We start from the raw sequence: 20,902 nt of genomic DNA on the forward strand, positions 1-20,902 counted from the left end.
ACGCGCGCACATCCGAACCGGGCACAAACCGGAACTTTGCCACTGCCACCGGCCTGGCAATTACAATTCCCGGCAGCCCCGCTGAAGCAGCGGGATCGAAGATGGGCCACCCGAAACGGGGCCGCGCCCGCCACCACGCCGAAAATTTCGCCCTCAAAACCGAATCCCTTGTCTTGAAAAGGGCTTTGTAACCCCCAGTTAACCCCCTTGTTAGCTTAAACCTTGTCTTCAAGCATGTCTGAAAATACACAACCCGAGCAAAATCAACCACTTACCGGAGCGCCTAGCCCCGAAGAGCTGGAAGCCGCGCAAGCCGCCAACGAGTTTGACGCGCTGACCCAGGCCCAGGCTGAACTGGTCACCCTGCAGGCCAAAAACACCGAGCTGGCCGACAGCTACCTGCGCGCCAAGGCCGAGACGGAAAACGCCCGCCGCCGCGCTGACGACGAAATTGCCAAGGCACGCAAATTTGCGCTGGAAAGCTTTGCGGAAAGCCTGCTTCCCGTTGTCGACAGCCTCGAGGCCGGCCTGGCACACAAGGACGCAACGCCCGAACAGATCCGGGAGGGTGCGGACGCCACGCTCAAGCAACTCAAAACCACCCTCGAGCGCAACAAGATCGTGGAAATCAACCCCGCCAGCGGAAGCCGGTTTGACCCGCACCAGCACCAGGCGATCAGCATGGTGCCCGCCGAGCAGGAAGCCAACACCGTAGTCAGCGTGCTGCAAAAAGGCTACCTGATTTCCGACCGCGTGCTGCGCCCCGCCCTGGTCACCGTAACCGCGCCGAAATAAACGCATAAATCAGGCTGAGGCACTTGAACTCGTACAAGTTATCCACAAGTCATCAACATGCTCATTCACAGCGACTGAGCCATCAGCCACACCACCATCCAATCGTCAACGAATCAAAAAAGCAGGAGTAAATCATGGGAAGAATCATCGGCATCGACCTGGGCACCACCAACAGCTGCGTGTCCATCATGGAAGGCAACACGCCCCGCGTTATTGAAAACTCGGAAGGCGCGCGCACGACCCCGTCCATCGTCGCCTACCAGGAAGACGGTGAAGTGCTGGTCGGCGCCTCGGCCAAGCGCCAGGCGGTCACCAATGCCAAGAACACCTTGTACGCCATCAAGCGCCTGATCGGCCGCAAGTTCACCGAGAAGGAAGTCCAGAAGGACATCAACCTCATGCCCTACAAGATCGCGGCTGCCGACAACGGCGACGCCTGGGTCGAAGTGCGCGGCAAGCAGATCTCGGCCCAGCAGGTCAGCGCGGACATTCTTCGCAAAATGAAAAAGACCGCTGAGGACTACCTCGGCGAGCCCGTCACCGAAGCTGTGATCACGGTGCCGGCCTACTTCAACGACGCGCAGCGCCAAGCCACAAAAGACGCCGGTCGCATTGCCGGCCTGGAAGTCAAGCGCATCATCAACGAGCCCACCGCTGCAGCCCTGGCCTTCGGACTGGACAAGCAGGAAAAGGGCGACCGCAAGATTGCCGTATATGACCTGGGCGGCGGTACCTTCGACATCTCCATCATCGAAATTGCCGACGTTGACGGTGAAAAACAGTTTGAAGTGCTGTCCACCAATGGCGACACCTTCCTGGGCGGCGAAGACTTCGACCAGCGCATCATCGACTACATCATTGCCGAGTTCAAAAAAGAGCAAGGCGTGGACCTGAGCAAGGACGTGCTGGCCCTGCAGCGCCTGAAAGAAGCCGCTGAAAAGGCCAAGATTGAACTGTCGAACAGCGCGCAGACCGACATCAACCTGCCCTACATCACCGCCGATGCCTCAGGCCCCAAACACCTGAACATCAAGCTGTCCCGCGCCAAGCTGGAAGCCCTGGTGGAAGAGCTGCTCGAGCGCACCCTTGCGCCCTGCCGTACCGCCATCAAGGATGCGGGTGTGAGCGTGGGCGACATCCACGACGTGATCCTGGTCGGCGGCCAGACGCGCATGCCCAAGGTGCAGGAGATGGTCAAGGCGTTGTTCGGCAAGGAGCCCCGCAAGGACGTGAACCCCGACGAAGCGGTGGCGGTAGGCGCTGCCATTCAGGGCCAGGTGCTGTCGGGCGACCGCACCGACGTGCTGCTGCTCGACGTCACCCCGCTGTCCCTCGGTATCGAAACCATGGGCGGCGTGATGACCAAGATGATCAAGAAAAACACGACCATCCCGACGAAGTTTGCACAGACTTTCTCGACGGCTGAAGACAACCAGCCGGCCGTGACCATCAAGGTGTTCCAGGGTGAACGTGAAATCGCTTCGGGCAACAAGGCCCTGGGCGAATTCAACCTCGAAGGCATTCCGCCGGCAGCACGCGGCACGCCGCAAATTGAAGTGTCCTTCGACATCGACGCCAACGGCATCCTGCACGTCGGCGCCAAGGACAAGGGCACCGGCAAGGAAAACAAGATCACCATCAAGGCCAATTCCGGTTTGTCTGAAGCCGAAATCCAGCAGATGGTGAAAGATGCCGAGTTGCACTCCGCCGACGACAAGAAAAAAGTCGAGTTCGTACAGGCCAAGAACAATGCCGAGGCCATGGTCCACAGCGTGCGCAAATCGCTGGGCGAGTATGGCGACAAGCTGGAGGTCGGCGAAAAGGAAAAAATCGAGACCGCCATCAAGGATATGGAAGAAGCGCTCAAGGGCGACGACAAAGACGCTATTGAAGCGAAAAACACGGCCCTGATGGAAGCCAGCCAGAAGCTGGGCGAAAAAATGTACGCCGACATGCAGTCATCTCAGGCAGCGGGTGCTGAAGCAGCGGCGGGCGGGGCAGGTGCCGAGCAGGCCCATGCCAAACCAGCCGACGACAACGTGGTGGACGCCGAAGTCAAGGAAGTCAAAAAGGGCTGACCAGAAACAAGACCTGACGACGGGCAGCCCTGAATTGGCGCGATAACTGCATGCTGCAAGGCGGAAACCAGGAGCAATCCGGGATTTCCGCTTTTGCGTTTTCGGCCCTTTCATGCAGCGCCAGCCGATTCCGCTGTTTTGTGCCCTGTTGTTTTGTGCACTGTTGTGATTGACAGCCCAAGAACCCTGTTAACGAAGATTCCCTGACCCACCTGCCATGGCCAAAAAAGACTATTACGACACGCTGGGCGTCCCCAAGAACGCCAGCGACGACGACATCAAAAAAGCGTATCGCAAGCTCGCGATGAAGCACCATCCTGACCGCAACCAGGGTGACAAGTCCAAGGTTTCCGAAGAAAAATTCAAGGAAGCCAAGGAGGCCTACGAGGTACTGTCCGACGAAAACAAACGCATGGCCTACGACCAGTACGGCCATGCGGGTGTGGACCCGAATATGCGGGGCGGCGGCCCTGGCGCTGAAGGCTTTGGCGGGTTCGCCGAGGCGTTCGGCGACATCTTCGGCGATGTGTTCGGTGGCCAGCGCGGCGGGCAGCAACGCGGCGGCCGCCAGGTGTACCGCGGCGGCGACCTGAGCTACGCGATGGAAATCACGCTGGAAGAAGCAGCGCATGGCAAGGAAGCCCAGATCCGCATTCCCAGCTGGGACGACTGCAACACCTGCCACGGTTCGGGCGCCAAACCCGGCACCAAAGTGGTGACCTGCACCACCTGCCATGGCCACGGCGTGGTGCAGATGCGCCAGGGGTTTTTCAGCGTGCAGCAGACCTGCCCGCAATGCAAGGGCACGGGCAAGCTGATTCCCGAACCCTGCGTGGCCTGCCACGGCGTGGGCAAGACCAAGAACAACAAGACGCTGGAAGTCAAGATCCCGGCGGGCATCGATGACGGCATGCGCATCCGCTCCACCGGCAACGGCGAGCCGGGCACCAACGGCGGCCCGCCCGGTGACCTGTACATCGAGATCCGGATCAAGAAGCACGAAATTTTTGAGCGCGACGGTGACGACCTGCACTGCGCGGTACCGATCAGCTTCACCACCGCGGCCCTCGGCGGAGAGATCGAAGTGCCCACGCTGGCGGGCAAGGCCGCGATTGACATCCCGGAAGGCACCCAGGCCGCCAAGCAGTTCCGGCTGCGCGGCAAGGGCATCAAGGGCGTGCGTTCCAGTTATCCCGGCGACCTGTACTGCCACATCACGGTGGAAACGCCGGTGAAGCTGACGGAGCACCAGCGCAAGCTGCTCAAGGAGCTCGACGAGTCGCTGAAAAAAGGCGGCGCCAGGCATTCGCCTAGTGAAGAGGGTTGGGCCGACAAGCTGAAGAGCTTTTTCAGCGCCTGATACGCTGCGCTGCTGACCCTGCGGCGCTCCTCTTCGCTCCTCTCAATGCCCAATGCCGGACCTGCTCCGGCATTTTTCATGGCACGCCGGATGGGGGGCGCCTTCTGCAACGCATTGTGACTGTCACACCGTTGTCGTCATGCCGCGCCTACGATCATCCTTTTCAACCTGGGAGGTACGTCATGGCGAAATCGACCACCACTCACGCACGGCAAGCCATCGGCTGGCTCACCCTTGCAAGCACCAGCCTATTGCTGGGCGCCTGCAGCATGCCGGGCACACGCACCAACGCCAGCCTGCCCACGCTGGACGGCCGTGCCCCGCTGGTGATTGCCCACCGCGGCGCATCCGGCTACGTGCCCGAAGAAACCCTGGAAGCCTACGCCCGCGCGATTGAACTCGGCGCCGATGTCATCGAGATGGACCTGGTGTCCACCAAGGACGGCGTACTGATCACCCGCCACGACCCCAACCTGGCCATCAGCACGGACGTGGCCAAACACCCTGAATTCGCATCGCGCAAGAAAACCATCCGGGTCGATGGCGAAACACAGACGGGCTGGTTCAGCAACGACTTCACGCTGGCCGAAATCCGGATGCTGGGCGCCATTTCCACCGACGCCGAACGCCCGCAGCAGTACAACGGGCTGTACAAGGTGCCGACTTTCCAGGAGGTCATCGACCTGGCCAAAGCCAGGTCGGCGCAAACCGGCCGCACCGTCGCGATTTACCCGGAAACCAAAAACCCCAGCTACTTCCGCGCGCTCGGCCTGCCCATGGAGGACAAGCTGATCGCCATGATCAACGCCGCTGGCTGGAACAGCAAGACGGCACCCATCTATGTGCAGTCATTTGAACCCGGCAGCCTGAAGTACATGAAGAGCAAAGGCCTGAACACGCGCCTGATCCAGTTGATAGATGGCGACGGCGTGGACATGAAAACGGGGACGGTGACTTTTGCCAACCCCAGCGACCGCCCTTATGACTGGACCCAGGCTGGCGACAAGCGCCTTTATAACGTCATGACCACGCCGGCAGGGCTGGCCGAGATCAAGACCTATGCGGACGGCATCGGCCCCTGGAAGCGCTTCATCATCAGCACCAAAGGAGCCATCGGTGCCGACGGCAAGATCAACGATGCCGATGCGACGTCAATCCAGGCCACCAGCCTGGTGGCGGACGCCCACAAGGCGGGCCTGTTTGTTCATCCCTTTACCTTCCGCAACGAGTCACGCCGCCTTGCTGCCGACTACAGGGGCGGCGCCAAAAATGAGTACCTGGCCTTTTACCGTGCGGGTGTGGATGGCGTCTTCACCGACTTCCCGGACACGGCGCTTGAAGCCCGCGCGTTGTACCTGAAAGAAACCGGCCGCTGAAAGTCCTTGAACAATGGGTCCCCACGGACCATCCCGCGCAGGTTTTCTCAAAATTGCACACTTGCGAATGAGCTTTGGCGCCATCAGGGAACAGCCAGGGCGCTGCCAGGCAATAGCTGGCTTATAGTGCCGGGTAACCCTTTACCCACCCTCTTTCCCACCTTCTTTCGCGCTACGCAGAAGCCATCACCACCATGAAAACCAAAGCCGCCGTCGCCTGGAAAGCGGGCCAACCCCTGACCATTGAAACCGTCGATCTTGAAGGCCCGAAGTTCGGCGAGGTGCTGGTCGAGATCAAGGCCACCGGTATTTGCCACACCGACTACTACACGCTGTCGGGCGCCGATCCGGAAGGCATCTTCCCGGCCATTCTGGGCCATGAAGGCGCGGGCATCGTGGTCGATGTTGGCCCCGGCGTGACCACGCTCAAGAAGGGCGACCACGTCATTCCGCTCTACACGCCGGAATGCCGCCAGTGCAAGTTCTGCCTGAGCCGCAAGACCAATCTGTGCCAGCTGATTCGTGGCACGCAGGGCAAGGGCCTGATGCCCGACGCCACCAGCCGCTTCAGCCTGGACTGCCAACCCATCTTCCACTACATGGGCACCAGCACCTTCAGCAACTACACGGTGGCGCCCGGAATTTCGCTGGCCAAAATCCGTGAAGACGCACCGTTTGACAAGGTCTGCTACATCGGCTGCGGCGTCACCACCGGCATCGGTGCGGTGATCTTCACCGCCAAGGTGGAAGCCGGCGCCAACGTGGTGATCTTCGGCCTGGGCGGCATTGGCCTGAACGTGATCCAGGGCGCGAAGATGGTGGGCGCCGACAAGATCATCGGCGTGGACATCAACCCCGCGCGGCAGGAGATGGCACGCAAATTCGGCATGACGCATTTCATCAACCCCAAGGAAACAGACAACGTGGTCGATGCCATCGTGCAGCTGACCGATGGCGGCGCCGACTACAGCTTTGAATGCATAGGCAACACGAAAGTCATGCGGCAGGCGCTGGAATGCACCCACAAGGGCTGGGGCCGCAGCATCATCATCGGCGTGGCCGAGGCCGGCGCCGAAATCAGCACCCGCCCCTTCCAGCTGGTCACCGGCCGCAAGTGGGAAGGCTCAGCCTTTGGTGGCGCGCGCGGCCGCACCGATGTGCCCAAGATCGTCGACTGGTACATGGACGGCAAGATCAACATCGACGACCTGATCACCCACACCATGCCGCTGGAAGACATCAACAAGGGCTTCGATTTGATGAAGCGTGGCGAGTCGATTCGCGGCGTGGTCATTTACTAGCCCCCACGTTCGCTCTACTAGCGTGTAGCTCTCTGCCCCCTCAGGGGGCGCTGCGCCTGCGGTCTGGCAAAGCCAGTCCCGCGGCCCCTGCTGGTGAAGACATAGCCCCCACGTCCGCTCGCAGCACTTCGGCTCCTTCCGACGTCTCTAAGCGTCTCTTAAGCGTCTCTTAAGTCGCCCAAAATACACTGCGGCGCTATGCCGCTGCTCTCCCTCCCCTCAGGCTCTGCGTCCGCGTTCAGTCCGGTGTCCAGGTCAATGCCTGCAAACGCCACCCCCTCGCGCGCGGGTATTCGGCCGCTGTGGATCGTCATCCTGTCCAGTCTCTGGATCGCCACTGTTTGCAACATCGCGCTGTGGCGTGAGCTGGCGCGCTTGCCCGACCTGAGCAGGGGCGAGGTTCTCACCATCAGCCTGGCGCTGGCGCTGGTGATCGCGCTGTCGACAGCCGCATTGCTCAGCCTGCTGGCCTGGCGCTGGACCCTGAAGCCGTCCATCACGCTCTTTCTGGTGTCTGCCGCCCTGGGCGCCTATTTCATGCTGGCCTATGGCGTGGTCATCGACAAGACCATGATCCTCAATACCCTGCAGACCGATGTGCGCGAAACGCGCGACCTGCTGAACTGGCACCTGCCGGTAACCATGCTGCTGCTGGCGGGATTGCCCGGATTTCTCCTGTGGCGGCAAAAAATCCGGATGCAAAGCCCCGCGCGTCAGCTGCTGTCCAACGCCATGACCCTGGTCACCGCATGCGCCGTGCTGGTGCTCGTTGTGATGCTGTTCTTCCAGAGCATCGCTTCGGTCATGCGCAACTACACGCATGTGCGCTACCTGATCAATCCACTCAATTCCTTTTACGCACTGGGAAGGGTTGCGGCCCAGCCCTTTCAGCGCAACGAATCCATCGTCTTGCCCCTGGGCGAGGACGCAAGGCTCGCTGCCAGCGACGCGGCCGCCGCCAAACCGCCTCTGTTGCTGCTGGTGCTGGGTGAAACCGCACGCAGCGGCAATTTCGCGATCAATGGCTATCGGCGGGCCACCACACCGGAGCTGGCGCGGGAAAACATTGCCAGCCAGCGCAACGCCTGGTCCTGCGGCACCAGCACGGCGGTGTCGGTGCCCTGCATGTTTTCCAATTTCGGCCGCGAAGCGTATGACTCACGGCCTGCGAATTACGAAGGCTTGCTCGATGTTTTGCAGCACTCAGGCCTGGCCGTGGTCTGGATAGACAACCAGTCGGGCTGCAAAGGGGTATGCGACCGGGTCGCCAGTGTGTACACCACCAGCCTGAAGGTACCTGGCCTGTGCGACGGCGGGGAATGCTTTGATGAGGTGATGCTGCAAAACATGGAGGAACGCATCGCTGCCCTGCCTGCAGAACGCAGGGCCAGGGGTGTGGTCGTAGTGATGCACCAGATCGGCGGCCACGGCCCGGCTTACTACCAGCGTTCACCACCGGCCTTCAAGAAGTTCTTGCCCGAATGCATCAACAACGCCCTGCAAAGCTGCGGACGCGATGAACTGATGAATGCCTATGACAACAGCGTTGTCTACGCCGACCATCTGCTGGGGTCCACCATTCGGTGGCTCAAAACGCAGGAGGCGCACAACTCGCCCGCCATGCTGTATGTGGCCGACCACGGCGAGTCCCTGGGCGAAAACAACCTTTACCTGCATGGCATGCCCTACGGGATGGCGCCCGACGTGCAAAAGCGCGTACCCTGGATCACCTGGCTGTCGCCGGAATTCGAGCAACTCAGCAGTATCACCACGGCCTGCCTCAAGCAGCAGCTCGATGCGCCGGTGAGCCATGACAATTACTTTCACTCGGTGCTGGGCCTGATGAAGGTGCAGACCAGCGTCTACCAGCCCGCGCTCGATATCTATGCCGGCTGCGCCAACCGTGGTCCCGGCAGTGTGCACGCGCAGACGTTGCGCACTGACTCGTCCTGACGAATCGTCCTGACGCCGCATAGGGTTTTTAGGCAGCTGCAGCCACTTGTTGCACGTCGGTTTAATATTCACTTCCACCTCAACTACAAATACATTATTCAAATGAAGAATATGAATATCCGCAAAGCTCTCGCCTCCACAATTCTTGTCGCCCTGGCCCTGGGCGCCGGCATTGCGCATGCCGCCGATTTGCTGGACACCGTGAAGCAGCGCGGCACGCTGAAAGTGGCGCTGGAAGGCACTTACCCGCCTTTCAACTACAAGGAAAACGACAAGCTCGCCGGTTTTGAAGTGGAGCTTGCCAATGCGCTGGCGCAAAAGCTCGGCGTCAAAGCCGAATTCACCACCAGCGAGTGGAGCGCCATCCTCGCAGGCCTGCAAGCCGGCAAATACGATGTGGTCATCAACCAGGTCGGCATCACCGACAAGCGCAAGGAAACCTTTGATTTTTCCGAGCCCTACACCATCTCCAGCCCGCAGCTGATCATCCGCAAGGACGAAAAGCGCGTCTTCAAGACGCTGGCTGACCTCAAGGGCAAAAAGCTCGGCCTGGGCCAGGGCACCAACTTTGCCGACATGGCCAAGAAGGTTGGCGACATCGACATCAAAACCTATCCCGGCGCGCAGGAATACCTGCAGGACCTGGCTTTGGGCCGCATTGACGCGGCGCTGAACGACAGCCTGCTGATTCCCTATATCGTCAAGCAGACCAAGCTGCCTCTCAAGCCCGGCGCGCCCGTGGGTGAACTGGAGAAATCAGGCATTCCTTTCGTCAAGAACAATCCCAAGTTCAAGGCCGCCATCGACAAGGCGCTGGCTGATCTGCAGGCAGACGGCAGCTTCGCCAAAATTTCGAACAAATGGTTTGACCGCGACGTGAGCAAGCCACCCGTCGCCAAGTGAATCCCTGCAAGACCCCATGAGAACCCAGTAACATTCATCCAGCCGTGCGCTCCAGGCGCACCCGATGTCTGAAGCACCCCGGCATGAAGCCGGGGTTTTTATTTGTGGAGACTGCCATGGACATGACTGCTGTAACCCAGTTGCTGGGGGACGCTTTACCACTGATGCTCAAGGGCGCGGCATGGACGCTGCTGCTGGCCGTGGCATCGGTTTTTTTTGGCGCCATCATCGGCACTTTTGTGGCCATCACACGGTTGGCGAAGATGCCCGGCCTGGCGCGGTTTGCCGCGCTGTATGTCAGCTGCATGCGCGGCACGCCGCTGCTGGTGCAGCTGTTTGTGATTTACTTCGGCCTGCCCAGCATTGGCATCCAGTTCGACCCGATCACGGCGGGCATCCTGGGGCTGAGCCTCAACGTCGGCGCGTACCTGTCGGAAACGATTCGTGGGGCGATCAATGGCGTTGAACACGGGCAGTGGAATGCCGCCCGCAGCCTGGGCCTCACGCAGGCGCAAACGCTGCGCCATGTAATCGGGCCGCAAGCCTTGCGCCTGGCCGTTCCCAGCCTGTCCAACAGCCTGATCAGCCTGATCAAGGACACCTCGCTGGTCTCGGTGATTGCCGTGGGTGAACTGATGCTGGCCACCAAGGAAGTCATTGCCACCACCTTCCAGCCCTTCCCGTTGTACCTGGCGGCGGCCGCGATTTACTGGGCCATGAGCGCATCGTTTGAAACGCTGCAGAAAAAGCTGGAAGTGCGGCTGAACCGGAGCTATTTGCGCTAGCGTGGCGCCGGGATGCCGGGCGGATCGGCATCAGCAGCCGGCCCGGCCTGAATCCATACCTCGGTGCCGGGCTCCACGAGGTCGAACAGCTCCACGATGTCCGCGTTTCTCATGCGCACGCAGCCGAGAGACAAGGGCTCGCCCATGGGCAGGCCGTCCGGGCATCCGTGGATGTAGATGTACCGGCGCATGGTGTCGACCGCGCCAAAGCGGTTCTTGCCCGGCTCGCGGCCGCAGAGCCAGAGAATGCGGGTCAGTATCCAGTCCCTGTCCGGATTCGCCTCGGCCAGCCCCGCTGAAAACATCTCCCCCGTAGGTCTGCGTGCGACAAATACCGTCCCTGCCTCGCAGCCCGCGCCTATCTTTGCCCGAATGACGTGAGCGCCCCGCGGCGTGCAGGCGCTGCCTTCCAGTTCGCCGGGGCCGTTCCTGGCGGTCGATACCGGATACGCACGCACAAGCACGCCGCCACAGTAGAGGCGCAGTGCCTGGTCGTGAAGGCTGACGAGGATTCGAATGCTTTCCACGTCTCGTGTCACATCACAACATGCGCAAACTTGCCGAGGCGCTGCCCGACAATGCGCTTTCAGCTTTCATTGAGCAAACCGTCCTTGAGCGCCTGTTCCTGGTTCGCAAAAATGGCCATGGCCGTCGCCATGCGCTTGAACCCGAGCTTGCGGTAAAACGGCTCCTTGCCCGGCACTGCATACAGGATGATCTTCTTGTGACCTTTGGAAAGCCGTACCAGCGCCGCAACCATCTCTTTGCCCAAGCCGGAACCCTGCCGCTCCGGCGCCACCGCGATGTCGCAGATGTAAGAGCAGTCCCTGCCGTCCGCCACGGCGCGGCCGGCGGCAATCAGCGTGCCGGCGTCATACACAAAGCACTTGAACATGCTGTTTGAAAACACGACCCGAAGATCGGCCGGTTGCTTGTCGCCCAGAGGCGCCACCCGGTAAAGATTGGAGAGCGCTTCCCAGTCCTCCCCAAGCATGCCTTCCGATGAATATTTCCACTCGATCGCCAAGTTGAACTCCTGTTGCTTTCAAACGGTACGGCGTGCCCTGCAGGCCAGATCAGCCAAATGCACGCTGCTTTTTCAGACCCTTTTTGGACTATAGCCCGCGCACCGAATTGCCGTCGCGGCACCTCAAAACAGGCTGCCCTGACCCGCCGCCCCCGGCGGTCTGAACTGACTCAAATCCAGTTCAATGCGCTGGCGGTTAAAGCCCAGCCGGGCGCAGGTTTTCTCGAAGCGCTGGCGTATCAGGTCGGCCCACAGGCCCGCACCCTTCATGCGCGAGGCGAAATCGCTGTCGTAGTCCTTGCCGCCGCGCATCTCGTGAATCCGCGCCATGATGCGCGCAGCGCGCTGCGGATAGTGCAGCTCCAGCCACTCCTTGAAGATAGGCGCGACTTCCCAGGGCAGGCGAATGACGGTGTAGAACGCGCTGCGCGCACCGGCCTCCCAGGCAGCCTCCAGTACCAGCTCCATGTCGTCGTTCACAAAAGGGATTTGCGGCGCCACGCTCACGCCCACCGGCACGCCTTCGGCGGCCAGCCTCTCGATGGTGCGCAGCCGGCGGTGTGGCGCTGCGGCGCGCGGCTCCAGCTTGCGTGCCAGTTCGCCGTCCAGCGTGGTGATGGTCACATACACCGCCGCCAACCTGTCGGCCGCCATGGGCGCAATCAAATCAAGGTCGCATTCGACACCGCTGGATTTGGTGACCAGCGAAAACGGATGGCGCGCCTCCTGCAGGACTTCGATCACGCCCCGTGTGAGCCGCAGTTCGCGCTCCACGGGCTGGTAGCAGTCCGTGGCCGAACCGATGTTGAGCAGTTTGGGCACGTAGCTTCGTTTGCCGAGGTCGGCGCGCAGCACCTCGGCAATATTGCGCTTGGCGATGATCTTCGTCTCAAAGTCCAGGCCGGGCGAAAGGTTGAGGTAGCTGTGCGTGGGCCGCGCATAGCAATAGACGCAGCCATGCTCGCAGCCCCGGTAGGGGTTCAGGCCGTAGTCGAAGAAGATGTCGGGAGAATCGTTGTGCGAAATGGCGCTGCGGGCGTCTTCCATCATCACTTCTGTCTCAATACGCGGAACCTCGCCGATCACATCGCCTGTTGCATCTTGCAAGGTGCCCCAGCCATCGTCGTAGGCCTCGCGCGCATTTTTCTCGAACCGGTGTGCAATGCGCGTGGCGCTGCCCCGGCCCTTGATGGCATGAAGGGGAATTTTGACCTCGGTCATGGGACTCAAACGGCCTGGCTGGCCGTGTTTTTGGCGTCAATAAACAAGAACTTGGGTAGTCGGATAAATACTGTATTTATGTAAGGGGTATCCGCTTAGCTCCAGTGGAGTCGGATATACTGGATAAATACCCAGTTATTATGCCAGTTCCAGCCCAAGACTACCCCCGCACCTGGAGCGAATTCCTCGATTGGTTTTCCTCCGAGGAGGCTTGCCTGTCTTACCTGGAGCGCTTGCGCTGGCCGCACGGCTTCGCCTGCCCAAATTGCGCCAGCATGGCGGCGCCATACCGATCCAGCCGCACGCGATTGATGTGCCAGGACTGTGGGCGACAGACGACCGTGACCTCGGGCACCATCTTTGACAAGACCCGTACGCCGCTAAAGGTATGGCTGGCGGCGGCGTGGTATCTCACCAGCCAGAAGCAAGGTGTCAGCGCCCTAGGCTTGCAGCGGGTGTTGGGGCTGGGCAGCTACCAGACGGCCTGGACCATGCTGCACCGCTTTCGCTGTGCCATGGTGCGCCCGGATCGGGAACGCCTGAAAGGTCTGGTCGAGGTGGATGAAACCTACCTGGCCATCTCGGACCGACAGCAGCCCATCTCTGCCGTGGGTCGCAAGAGCCGCACCAGCAAAGTACTGGTGGTGATGGCCGTGGAGATACTGCAGCCCAAAGGATTTGGCCGGATTCGTCTGCACCGCATCGCCAATGATTCTGACGAATGCGTGGTGCCGTTTGTCCAGCAGTCGGTGGAGCCCGGCGCCCAGATTCGCACTGACGGCTCGGCCGCCTATCGTTCGCTCAGCGAGCTGGGCTATGACCATGAGCGCACGGTCATGCTGGGCTCGGATGTTCCTGCCCATGTCTCCATGGCAGGGGTGCATCGGGTGGCCTCACTGGTCAAGCGCTGGATCCTGGGCACGCACCATGGCTCGGTCCAGCCCGAGCATCTGGATGCCTACCTGGATGAGTTTGTCTTTCGCTTCAATCGCCGCACTTCGGGCTCTCGCGGGATGCTGTTTTACCGGCTGCTGCAGCAAGCCGTTGTCACGAAACCCGTGACCTATCAGGACATCACCCGAACAACACAGGACATGGTGGAATCGGTCTAGTGGAGCTAAGCGGATACCCCTTATTTATGTACAGTATATTGAATACTCCGCCATCCGGCAAGCGGCCTGCAGCCCGCCTGGCACGGTTTCATAATGCTGATTTGTACCGGAGGTTCACATGGCTCATGTACTGGCAAAACTCCGCGGCGCCCGGCTGGTCGATGTGAAGGCGCAGCTCGACAAGGATGCAGCCAGCCACGCCGATCAGGGCATGTACCTGGAGCACCTGTGGCAAAACGCAGAAGACCCCGCCGAGGTTTTGTTTCTTTTTCAGGTGACGGACCTCGACCATTGCCGCCAGCTCGTGAAAAAAAACCACGCGCAGGCTCGGCGGCAAGATCCGGCGGTTTCCCTGCCCGAGATGATCTTTCTGGAGGGCCTGTAAACCCCGCAGTCGCGGCGGGCAAAGCGGATGACAGGACAATCGCCCATGCATTCACTTTCGGCCATCCATCCCATGACCAAGCGCCCCGAAAACGTCCACGACCGCTACCACGCCCATGTTTATTTTGGCCCCGCCACCGTGGCGCAGGCCCGAGCGCTGTGCGAGCAGGCAGGTGAGCTGTTCGGGGTGGCCGTCGGCCGTGTGCATGAACGTGAGATTGGGCCGCACCCGCACTGGAGCTGCCAGCTGGCATTTGACCGCGTCCAGTTTGAGCGCCTGATCCCGTGGCTGGCACAAAACCGCAACGGGCTTGATGTGTTCGTGCACGGGGTCACGGGCGATAACCTGGCCGATCACACGACCCATGCCTCCTGGCTGGGCGAGGCCTCTGAATTGAAGCTGGACATGTTCAGGCGTTGAGCGGGAGGCCTGAAACGCTATTGATTTGATTGCGGACCTGGACGGGGCGAAGAGTCACAGTGTCTCACTGCAACACGTGGGGCTGGGATGGGGGCGCGGCCGATGCGAAAGACCACGTTTTTTTATACGCCGCTGGCCCTCACCCCAACCCTCTCCCAAAGGGAGAGGGAGCAAGAAAAAGCACGTCGCACGCACTGAGCTGGGTCGTCACAACAAAAGCCCCAGATGCGGGACTCAAATGCGAGGCCCGAATGCAGGAATTATGGCGAGAGGGGTCGCACCTTGGCCGCGCCGCGTACAGGCAGTTGACGGGATTCAACGCTTCTGTACAACACCGCGCCCGCCAGCAGGGACAACAGGAAGGCGGCCAGCAAGCCCAGCGCGTTGGCCATCAACTGGGTGGGCCAGAAAAAACCCACCACGGCATTGACCAGAAGGTTCACCGGGAAGTGAATCAGAAACACCGAGTACGAAATCTGGCCGAGTTTTAACAGCCAGAGGGGCTCCCGCCATTGCCGGGCAACAGCGCTTGTTTGCAGCCACACCAGGCCCAGCGCCACCAGCAGCGCCAGGGCAATACGGCCCCTGAAATCAAGCAGCAAGGCCGCCACGCCGAGCAGGACAATGGCCAGCAGCCACTGCTCCCGTTGGGCTTGGCTTGCCGCCCGCGAGGCCCAGAAAGCCAGCATGCCCAAGGTGTAGGAACCCAGGAAATACAGCGCCGTCACGTCCAGACCGGCGTGGCGGTTGAAGAAGAACAGCGATGCCGCTCCCAGCAACAGTATCAGACCCACGCCGAGGTGCGCCGGCACCTGCGGCCAGCGCTGCCGCAGCGCGCGTGCGCCAGCAAACACCAGCACACTGCTGACGAACAGCTGAAAATCAATCGCCACATACCAGACACCCGCCGACAGGGCCTCCTGGCCCAGCACATCCTGCAGCAGCAGTACGTGGGCAACTACCTGCAGCAAAGTCGGCGCAGCAGGCACAGACGGGTGCGCAAACCACGGCCGCACCAACGCGGCCACCAGCACGCACACAGCCAGCGCCACCAGATAGGGCGGCACCAGCCGGCGGTAGCGGCGAAGCATCAACCGGCCCGGTTGCGTGAAAGCCGCCCAGCCCTCGGGCGCCAGCGAACTGGCAGCCAGAAAACCGCCCACCACCAGAAACACCTGCACCGCCATCCGGCCATAGTCGTAAAGCCAGCCCGTCAGGCCCGGCACAACCGTGTGAACCACGTCCGACATCGGCCCGTAAAAAGCCAGATGGTGCCAGACGATCAGGGCGCAGGCGATGCCCTTGAGGGCATCAATGCCGTGCAGGCGCTGGTCGGCTGAACGCATGAGGGCGGGATGAAAGCCGACGCGAAATGCTAGGGCACCCGCCTAGAGAGCCAGCCGAATGCGCGCGTCTTCGTACTCACGCTTGAGCTGGGCTACAAATTCTGCGGCGCTCTGCACCTTGCTGACCGGGCCGATGCCCTGGCCGCAACCCCAGATGTCCTTCCAGGCCTTGGACTTGTCGCCGCCAAAGTTCATCTTGCTCGGATCGCTCTCGGGCAGGTTCTCGGGGTCCATGCCCGCGGCCCGGATGGACGGGGCAAGGTAGTTGCCGTGCACGCCGGTAAAGAGATTGCTGTAAATGATGTCGTCGGAATTGCCTTCAACGATCGCCTGCTTGTAGGCGTCGGAGGCGCGGGCTTCTTCCGTGGCGATAAACGCCGAACCGATGTACGCAAAGTCGGCGCCCATGGCGCGCGCGGCCAGCACCGCGCCACCGGTCGAGATGGCGCCAGACAGCGCCAGCGGGCCGTCAAACCACTGGCGAATTTCCTGGATCAGGGCAAACGGGCTCTTGACGCCCGCATGGCCACCCGCGCCGGCCGCCACGGCAATCAGGCCGTCGGCACCCTTTTCGATCGCCTTGCGCGCATGCTTGTTGTTGATGATGTCGTGCAGCACCACGCCGCCGTAACTGTGGGCCGCGGCGTTGATGTCTTCGCGCGCGCCCAGGCTGGTGATGCAGATGGGCACCTTGTACTTCACGCACAGCGCCATGTCATGCTCCAGCCGCTCGTTGGACTTGTGCACGATCTGGTTGATGGCAAACGGTGCGGCAGGCTTGTCAGGATTGGCTTTGTTATACGCCGCCAAGGTCTCGGTGATCTCGGCCAGCCAGTCTTCCAGCTGCGCGGCGGGACGTGCATTGAGCGCAGGCATGGCGCCGACCACGCCGGCCTTGCATTGCTCGATCACCAGCTGGGGGTTGCTGATGATGAACAGCGGCGAGCCAATGATGGGCAACGGCAGGTTGTTCAGCGGTGCGGGAAGTCTGGACATGGTGTCTTTCAACAGGTCAGTAAAACAACATTTTCAAAAAATGACGCTAGCCCATTGTTAACGGGCGCAACCAGCTACTAATTTAATAGCGGACGGGTTTTAGAATGCGTCCAGTGCCAGGGCAGTCACGCAGTCCGCACCTTCGACAATGCTGTCGCGCATGCCGGGCGCCTTGGTCAGCAGGTGGTCGGCATAAAAACGGGCGGTGGTGATTTTGGCCTTCATGAAATCGGCGTCCACGCCCTGGGCAAGCTGCTCCTGGGCCACCAGTAATGAACGCGCCATCTGCCAGCCGGCCACCACGTTGCCTGCCAGCATCAGGTAGGGCACGCTGCCGGCAAACACGGCGTTCGGGCTGGCCTTGGTGTTGCCCGCCACAAACTCGACCACATCCACCAATGCTTCACGGGCGGCCTTCAGCCGCCTGGCCACCGCCACTGCGTCGGCATTGCCCTGCCGGATCAGTTCGCTTTCAGTCGCTTCAATCTGCTTCGCAATCGCCTTGGCTGTCTGGCCGCCATCGCGCGAGGTCTTGCGGCCCACCAGGTCGTTGGCCTGGATGGCCGTCGTGCCTTCGTAAATGGTCAGGATCTTGGCATCGCGCATGTACTGCGCCGCGCCGGTCTCCTCGATGAAACCCATGCCGCCGTGGACCTGCACGCCCAGCGAAGTGACTTCCAGGCTCATCTCGGTGCTGTAGCCCTTGACCAGCGGCACCATGAACTCGTAGAAGGCCTGGTTTTGTTTGCGCACTTCGGCATCAGGATGGTGGTGCGATGCATCGTAGGCCGCCGCGGCGACCGACGCCATGGCGCGGCACCCTTCGATGTAGGCGCGCATGGTCATCAGCATGCGCTTGACGTCGGGGTGATGAATGATGGGCGCGCTGGCCTTGATCGATCCGTCAACGGGTCGGCTCTGCACCCGCTCCCGGGCAAAGCTCACCGCCTTCTGGTAAGCGCGCTCGGCCACGGCAATGCCCTGCATGCCGACGGCATAGCGCGCCGCATTCATCATGATGAACATGTACTCCAGCCCGCGGTTTTCTTCACCGACGATATAGCCGACGGCGCCGCCGTGGTCGCCATACTGCAGCACGGCCGTGGGCGATGCCTTGATGCCCAGCTTGTGCTCGATGCTGACGCAATGCACATCGTTGCGCGCGCCCAGGGAACCGTCCTCGTTGACCAGAAACTTGGGCACGACAAACAGGCTGATGCCCTTCACGCCTTCGGGTGCGCCGGTCACGCGCGCCAGCACCAGGTGCACGATGTTCTCGGCCATGTCGTGCTCACCGTAGGTGATGAATATCTTGGTGCCGAACACCTTGTAGGTGCCATCGGGCTGCGGTTCGGCGCGGCTGCGCACCATGGCGAGGTCAGAGCCCGCCTGCGGCTCGGTCAGGTTCATGGTGCCGGTCCACTGTCCGCTGACCAGCTTTTCAAGGTAGATGGCCTTCAGATCATCGGAGCCGGCCGTCAGCAGGGCTTCGATGGCGCCGTCACTGAGCAGCGGGCACAGGGCAAAACTCATGTTGGCCGAATTGAGCATCTCGCCACAGGCCGCGCCTATGGTCTTGGGCAGGCCCTGGCCGCCAAACTCGGCCGGATGCTGCAGGCCCTGCCAACCACCTTCCGCGTATTGTTTGAAGGCCTGCTTGAAACCAGGGGTGGTGGTGACCACGCCATCTTTCCAGCTCGAAGGATTTTTGTCGCCCTCCCAGTTCAGCGGCGACAGCACGTCCTGGTTGAACCTGGCGCACTCTTCAAGCACCGCCTGCGCCGTCTCGAAACCGGCGTCTTCAAAGCCGGGAATTTGCGCCACCTGGTCGATGCGGGCCAGGTGCCTGATATCGAACAGCATGTCCTTCAGAGGGGCTACGTAACTCATTTGTCTCTCCACTTTTTTCATTGCGGCCGTCGGGGTGCGGCCGTTCCAGATACAAAAAGGGCGTCAATCAAGACGCCCTTTCAGGGGATTACAGTGCCGCAACCAGCTCGGGCACAGCGGTGAACAGGTCAGCCTCCAGCCCGTAATCAGCAACGCTGAAAATCGGTGCCTCGGGGTCCTTGTTGATCGCCACGATGACCTTGCTGTCCTTCATGCCGGCCAGGTGCTGGATGGCGCCCGAGATGCCCGCGGCGATGTAGAGCTGCGGCGCCACGATCTTGCCGGTCTGGCCCACTTGCCAGTCGTTGGGCGCATAGCCCGCATCGACCGCGGCACGCGAAGCGCCCAATGCGGCACCCAGCTTGTCAGCCAGCGGCAGCATGACTTCGTTGAACTTCTCGGCAGAACCGAGCGCACGGCCGCCCGACACGATGATCTTGGCGGCGGTCAGTTCGGGGCGGTCGCTCTTGGCGATCTCGGAGCCGACAAACGACGACTTGCCGCTGTCGGCCACACCTGCCAGCGTTTCCACGACAGCCGAGCCACCCGTGGCGGCTGCCGCATCGAAGCCCGTGGTGCGCACGGTGATGACTTTGGTGGCGTCCAGGCTTTGCACAATGGCAATCGCATTGCCGGCATAGATGGGGCGCTCAAAGGTATCCACCGCATCGACCTTGGTGATGTCGGAAATCTGGCCGACATCCAGCGTGGCCGCCACGCGCGGGGCGATGTTCTTGCCCGAGGCGGTGGCCGGAAACAGGATGTGCGAATAGCTGGCGGCGATGGCGACCACCTGCGCGGCCATGTTTTCCGCCAGGCCGTGCTCAAAGTGCACGCCATCGACGTGGATGACTTTGGCGACGCCGACGATCTGGCTGGTGGCCTGGGCTGCAGCTTCGGCACCCTTGCCGGCCACCAGCACATGCACCTCGCCACCACACTGGGTGGCAGCGGTCACGGTGTTGAGGGTCGCGGGTTTGATGGCGTTGTTGTCGTGTTCGGCTACTACGAGTACAGCAAGTGCGGTCATGTCAATTCCTTAGATTACTTTGGCTTCGTTCCTGAGCTTGTCCACCAGGGCGGCGACATCGGCAACTTTCACACCGGCGCTGCGCTTGGGCGGCTCGCTGACCTTCAGGGTCTTGATGCGCGGCTTGACGTCCACGCCGAGGTCTTCCGGCTTGACGTTGTCGAGCTGCTTTTTCTTGGCCTTCATGATGTTGGGCAGCGTCACATAGCGCGGCTCGTTCAAACGCAGGTCGGTGGTGATGATGGCGGGCAGCGTGAGGGCCAGCGTTTCCAGGCCGCCGTCGACTTCGCGCGTGACTTTGGCCTGGCCGCCTTCGACTTCCACTTTGGAAGCGAAGGTGGCTTGCGGCCAGCCCAGCAGCGCGGCGAGCATCTGGCCGGTCTGGTTGCAGTCGTCATCAATGGCCTGCTTGCCCAGGATCACCAGTTGGGGTTGCTCCTTGTCGACCAGGGCCTTGAGCAGCTTGGCCACGGCCAGCGGCTGCAGTTCTTCGGCGGTCTCGACCAGGATGGCGCGGTCGGCGCCGATGGCCATGGCGGTGCGCAGGGTTTCCTGGCACTGCAGCACGCCGCAGCTGACGGCGATGACTTCGGTGACCACGCCCTTTTCCTTCAGGCGGGTCGCCTCTTCGATGGCAATCTCGTCAAACGGGTTCATGCTCATCTTGACGTTGGCGATGTCGACGCCGGTGCCGTCGGATTTGACGCGGACTTTCACGTTGTAGTCGACTACACGCTTGACGGGTACCAAGACCTTCATTTCAGGGCTCCAGAGTTTGTTAATTGACGTTGACGTAAACGTAAGCCTTGCATTCTATGCTGCGGCCTTCGTGGTGCGGGCGGCCAACTTGTTGCCCGGAGGGTTATCCGCGGCAGCAAGCAAAAAAAGAACGGTCGTTCTATTTCATTATAAATGGCTCCCCCA

The 20,902-nt window shown here is 61.3% G+C and carries 19 protein-coding genes; 11 read left to right on the forward strand and 8 right to left on the reverse strand.

What is annotated here, in order from left to right; genetic code table 11:
• Positions 1-234: 234 nt before the first annotated feature.
• The 8 genes from grpE to BPRO_RS15640 all read left to right on the forward strand — a co-directional run bounded on the left by grpE (position 235) and on the right by BPRO_RS15640 (position 10,551).
• Positions 235-795 carry a nucleotide exchange factor GrpE gene (grpE, locus tag BPRO_RS15605; protein ID WP_011484034.1) on the forward strand — a complete coding sequence of 187 codons (561 nt, stop codon included), beginning with the start codon at positions 235-237 and terminating at the stop codon, positions 793-795.
• Positions 796-929: 134 nt separating this feature from the next.
• Complete coding sequence (gene dnaK / locus BPRO_RS15610; protein WP_011484035.1) at positions 930-2,873, forward strand: molecular chaperone DnaK; 1,944 nt, start codon at positions 930-932, stop codon at positions 2,871-2,873.
• Between the two features lie 217 nt (positions 2,874-3,090).
• On the forward strand, positions 3,091-4,233 hold the full coding sequence (dnaJ, locus tag BPRO_RS15615; protein WP_011484036.1) for a molecular chaperone DnaJ: 1,143 nt from the start codon (positions 3,091-3,093) through the stop codon (positions 4,231-4,233).
• 182 nt (positions 4,234-4,415) lie between these two features.
• On the forward strand, positions 4,416-5,609 hold the full coding sequence (locus tag BPRO_RS15620; protein ID WP_011484037.1) for a glycerophosphodiester phosphodiesterase: 1,194 nt from the start codon (positions 4,416-4,418) through the stop codon (positions 5,607-5,609).
• 194 nt (positions 5,610-5,803) lie between these two features.
• Positions 5,804-6,910 carry an S-(hydroxymethyl)glutathione dehydrogenase/class III alcohol dehydrogenase gene (locus tag BPRO_RS15625; protein ID WP_011484038.1) on the forward strand — a complete coding sequence of 369 codons (1,107 nt, stop codon included), beginning with the start codon at positions 5,804-5,806 and terminating at the stop codon, positions 6,908-6,910.
• 258 nt (positions 6,911-7,168) lie between these two features.
• Positions 7,169-8,863, forward strand: coding sequence for a phosphoethanolamine transferase (locus BPRO_RS15630; protein WP_011484039.1), 1,695 nt, complete (start codon positions 7,169-7,171; stop codon positions 8,861-8,863).
• A 111-nt stretch (positions 8,864-8,974) separates the two neighbouring features.
• Positions 8,975-9,766 (forward strand): transporter substrate-binding domain-containing protein, encoded by a 792-nt coding sequence (locus BPRO_RS15635; RefSeq protein ID WP_369794587.1) that lies wholly within the window; start codon positions 8,975-8,977, stop codon positions 9,764-9,766.
• 116 nt (positions 9,767-9,882) lie between these two features.
• Positions 9,883-10,551: an amino acid ABC transporter permease gene (locus tag BPRO_RS15640; protein ID WP_011484041.1), complete on the forward strand. Its 669-nt coding sequence runs from the start codon at positions 9,883-9,885 to the stop codon at positions 10,549-10,551.
• Here BPRO_RS15640 and BPRO_RS15645 read toward each other — a convergent pair.
• The 3 genes from BPRO_RS15645 to BPRO_RS15655 form a co-directional block, all read right to left on the reverse strand.
• Entirely contained in the window at positions 10,548-11,078 is a 531-nt protein-coding gene (locus BPRO_RS15645) for a L,D-transpeptidase (RefSeq protein WP_011484042.1), read from the reverse strand. The genes BPRO_RS15640 and BPRO_RS15645 overlap by 4 nt on opposite strands.
• A 59-nt stretch (positions 11,079-11,137) precedes the next feature.
• The gene (locus BPRO_RS15650; RefSeq protein ID WP_011484043.1) at positions 11,138-11,578 is read right to left on the reverse strand and encodes a GNAT family N-acetyltransferase; all 441 of its coding nucleotides are present in this window, start codon (positions 11,576-11,578) and stop codon (positions 11,138-11,140) included.
• 123 nt (positions 11,579-11,701) lie between these two features.
• Entirely contained in the window at positions 11,702-12,799 is a 1,098-nt protein-coding gene (locus BPRO_RS15655; RefSeq protein ID WP_011484044.1) for a PA0069 family radical SAM protein, read from the reverse strand.
• Between the two features lie 140 nt (positions 12,800-12,939).
• On the opposite strand from BPRO_RS15655, the gene BPRO_RS15660 reads away from it, so the two are divergent.
• The 3 genes from BPRO_RS15660 (at position 12,940) to BPRO_RS15670 (ending at position 14,716) form a co-directional block, all read left to right on the forward strand.
• The gene (locus BPRO_RS15660) at positions 12,940-13,911 is read left to right on the forward strand and encodes an IS1595 family transposase (protein WP_011484045.1); all 972 of its coding nucleotides are present in this window, start codon (positions 12,940-12,942) and stop codon (positions 13,909-13,911) included.
• Positions 13,912-14,029: 118 nt separating this feature from the next.
• Positions 14,030-14,296, forward strand: a complete 267-nt coding sequence (locus BPRO_RS15665; RefSeq protein ID WP_011484046.1) for a hypothetical protein — start codon at positions 14,030-14,032, stop codon at positions 14,294-14,296.
• Positions 14,297-14,368: 72 nt separating this feature from the next.
• Positions 14,369-14,716, forward strand: a complete 348-nt coding sequence (locus tag BPRO_RS15670) for a DOPA 4,5-dioxygenase family protein (protein WP_041389909.1) — start codon at positions 14,369-14,371, stop codon at positions 14,714-14,716.
• Between the two features lie 260 nt (positions 14,717-14,976).
• On the opposite strand, the gene BPRO_RS15675 is transcribed toward BPRO_RS15670, so the two are convergent.
• The 5 genes from BPRO_RS15675 to BPRO_RS15695 all read right to left on the reverse strand — a co-directional run bounded on the left by BPRO_RS15675 (position 14,977) and on the right by BPRO_RS15695 (position 20,737).
• Positions 14,977-16,062 (reverse strand): acyltransferase family protein, encoded by a 1,086-nt coding sequence (locus BPRO_RS15675; protein ID WP_011484048.1) that lies wholly within the window; start codon positions 16,060-16,062, stop codon positions 14,977-14,979.
• Positions 16,063-16,104: 42 nt separating this feature from the next.
• Positions 16,105-17,058: an NAD(P)H-dependent flavin oxidoreductase gene (locus tag BPRO_RS15680; protein WP_011484049.1), complete on the reverse strand. Its 954-nt coding sequence runs from the start codon at positions 17,056-17,058 to the stop codon at positions 16,105-16,107.
• 99 nt (positions 17,059-17,157) lie between these two features.
• Positions 17,158-18,948: an acyl-CoA dehydrogenase gene (locus BPRO_RS15685; RefSeq protein WP_011484050.1), complete on the reverse strand. Its 1,791-nt coding sequence runs from the start codon at positions 18,946-18,948 to the stop codon at positions 17,158-17,160.
• 88 nt (positions 18,949-19,036) lie between these two features.
• Positions 19,037-19,978: an electron transfer flavoprotein subunit alpha/FixB family protein gene (locus tag BPRO_RS15690; RefSeq protein WP_011484051.1), complete on the reverse strand. Its 942-nt coding sequence runs from the start codon at positions 19,976-19,978 to the stop codon at positions 19,037-19,039.
• A gap of 9 nt (positions 19,979-19,987) precedes the next feature.
• A complete protein-coding gene (locus tag BPRO_RS15695; protein ID WP_011484052.1) occupies positions 19,988-20,737 on the reverse strand; it encodes an electron transfer flavoprotein subunit beta/FixA family protein in 750 nt (249 codons plus the stop codon).
• Positions 20,738-20,902: the final 165 nt, after the last annotated feature.

This window comes from Polaromonas sp. JS666 (assembly GCF_000013865.1).
Lineage (GTDB): Bacteria > Pseudomonadota > Gammaproteobacteria > Burkholderiales > Burkholderiaceae_C > Polaromonas.

Coding starts and splice junctions, on each gene's coding strand:
- grpE (WP_011484034.1), top strand. CDS start 235: ATGTCTGAAAATACACAACCCGAGCAAAATCAACCACTTACCGGAGCG.
- dnaK (WP_011484035.1), top strand. CDS start 930: ATGGGAAGAATCATCGGCATCGACCTGGGCACCACCAACAGCTGCGTG.
- dnaJ (WP_011484036.1), top strand. CDS start 3,091: ATGGCCAAAAAAGACTATTACGACACGCTGGGCGTCCCCAAGAACGCC.
- BPRO_RS15620 (WP_011484037.1), top strand. CDS start 4,416: ATGGCGAAATCGACCACCACTCACGCACGGCAAGCCATCGGCTGGCTC.
- BPRO_RS15625 (WP_011484038.1), top strand. CDS start 5,804: ATGAAAACCAAAGCCGCCGTCGCCTGGAAAGCGGGCCAACCCCTGACC.
- BPRO_RS15630 (WP_011484039.1), top strand. CDS start 7,169: ATGCCTGCAAACGCCACCCCCTCGCGCGCGGGTATTCGGCCGCTGTGG.
- BPRO_RS15635 (WP_369794587.1), top strand. CDS start 8,975: ATGAATATCCGCAAAGCTCTCGCCTCCACAATTCTTGTCGCCCTGGCC.
- BPRO_RS15640 (WP_011484041.1), top strand. CDS start 9,883: ATGGACATGACTGCTGTAACCCAGTTGCTGGGGGACGCTTTACCACTG.
- BPRO_RS15655 (WP_011484044.1), bottom strand. CDS start 12,799: ATGACCGAGGTCAAAATTCCCCTTCATGCCATCAAGGGCCGGGGCAGC.
- BPRO_RS15660 (WP_011484045.1), top strand. CDS start 12,940: ATGCCAGTTCCAGCCCAAGACTACCCCCGCACCTGGAGCGAATTCCTC.
- BPRO_RS15665 (WP_011484046.1), top strand. CDS start 14,030: ATGGCTCATGTACTGGCAAAACTCCGCGGCGCCCGGCTGGTCGATGTG.
- BPRO_RS15670 (WP_041389909.1), top strand. CDS start 14,369: ATGACCAAGCGCCCCGAAAACGTCCACGACCGCTACCACGCCCATGTT.
- BPRO_RS15675 (WP_011484048.1), bottom strand. CDS start 16,062: ATGCGTTCAGCCGACCAGCGCCTGCACGGCATTGATGCCCTCAAGGGC.
- BPRO_RS15680 (WP_011484049.1), bottom strand. CDS start 17,058: ATGTCCAGACTTCCCGCACCGCTGAACAACCTGCCGTTGCCCATCATT.
- BPRO_RS15685 (WP_011484050.1), bottom strand. CDS start 18,948: ATGAGTTACGTAGCCCCTCTGAAGGACATGCTGTTCGATATCAGGCAC.
- BPRO_RS15690 (WP_011484051.1), bottom strand. CDS start 19,978: ATGACCGCACTTGCTGTACTCGTAGTAGCCGAACACGACAACAACGCC.
- BPRO_RS15695 (WP_011484052.1), bottom strand. CDS start 20,737: ATGAAGGTCTTGGTACCCGTCAAGCGTGTAGTCGACTACAACGTGAAA.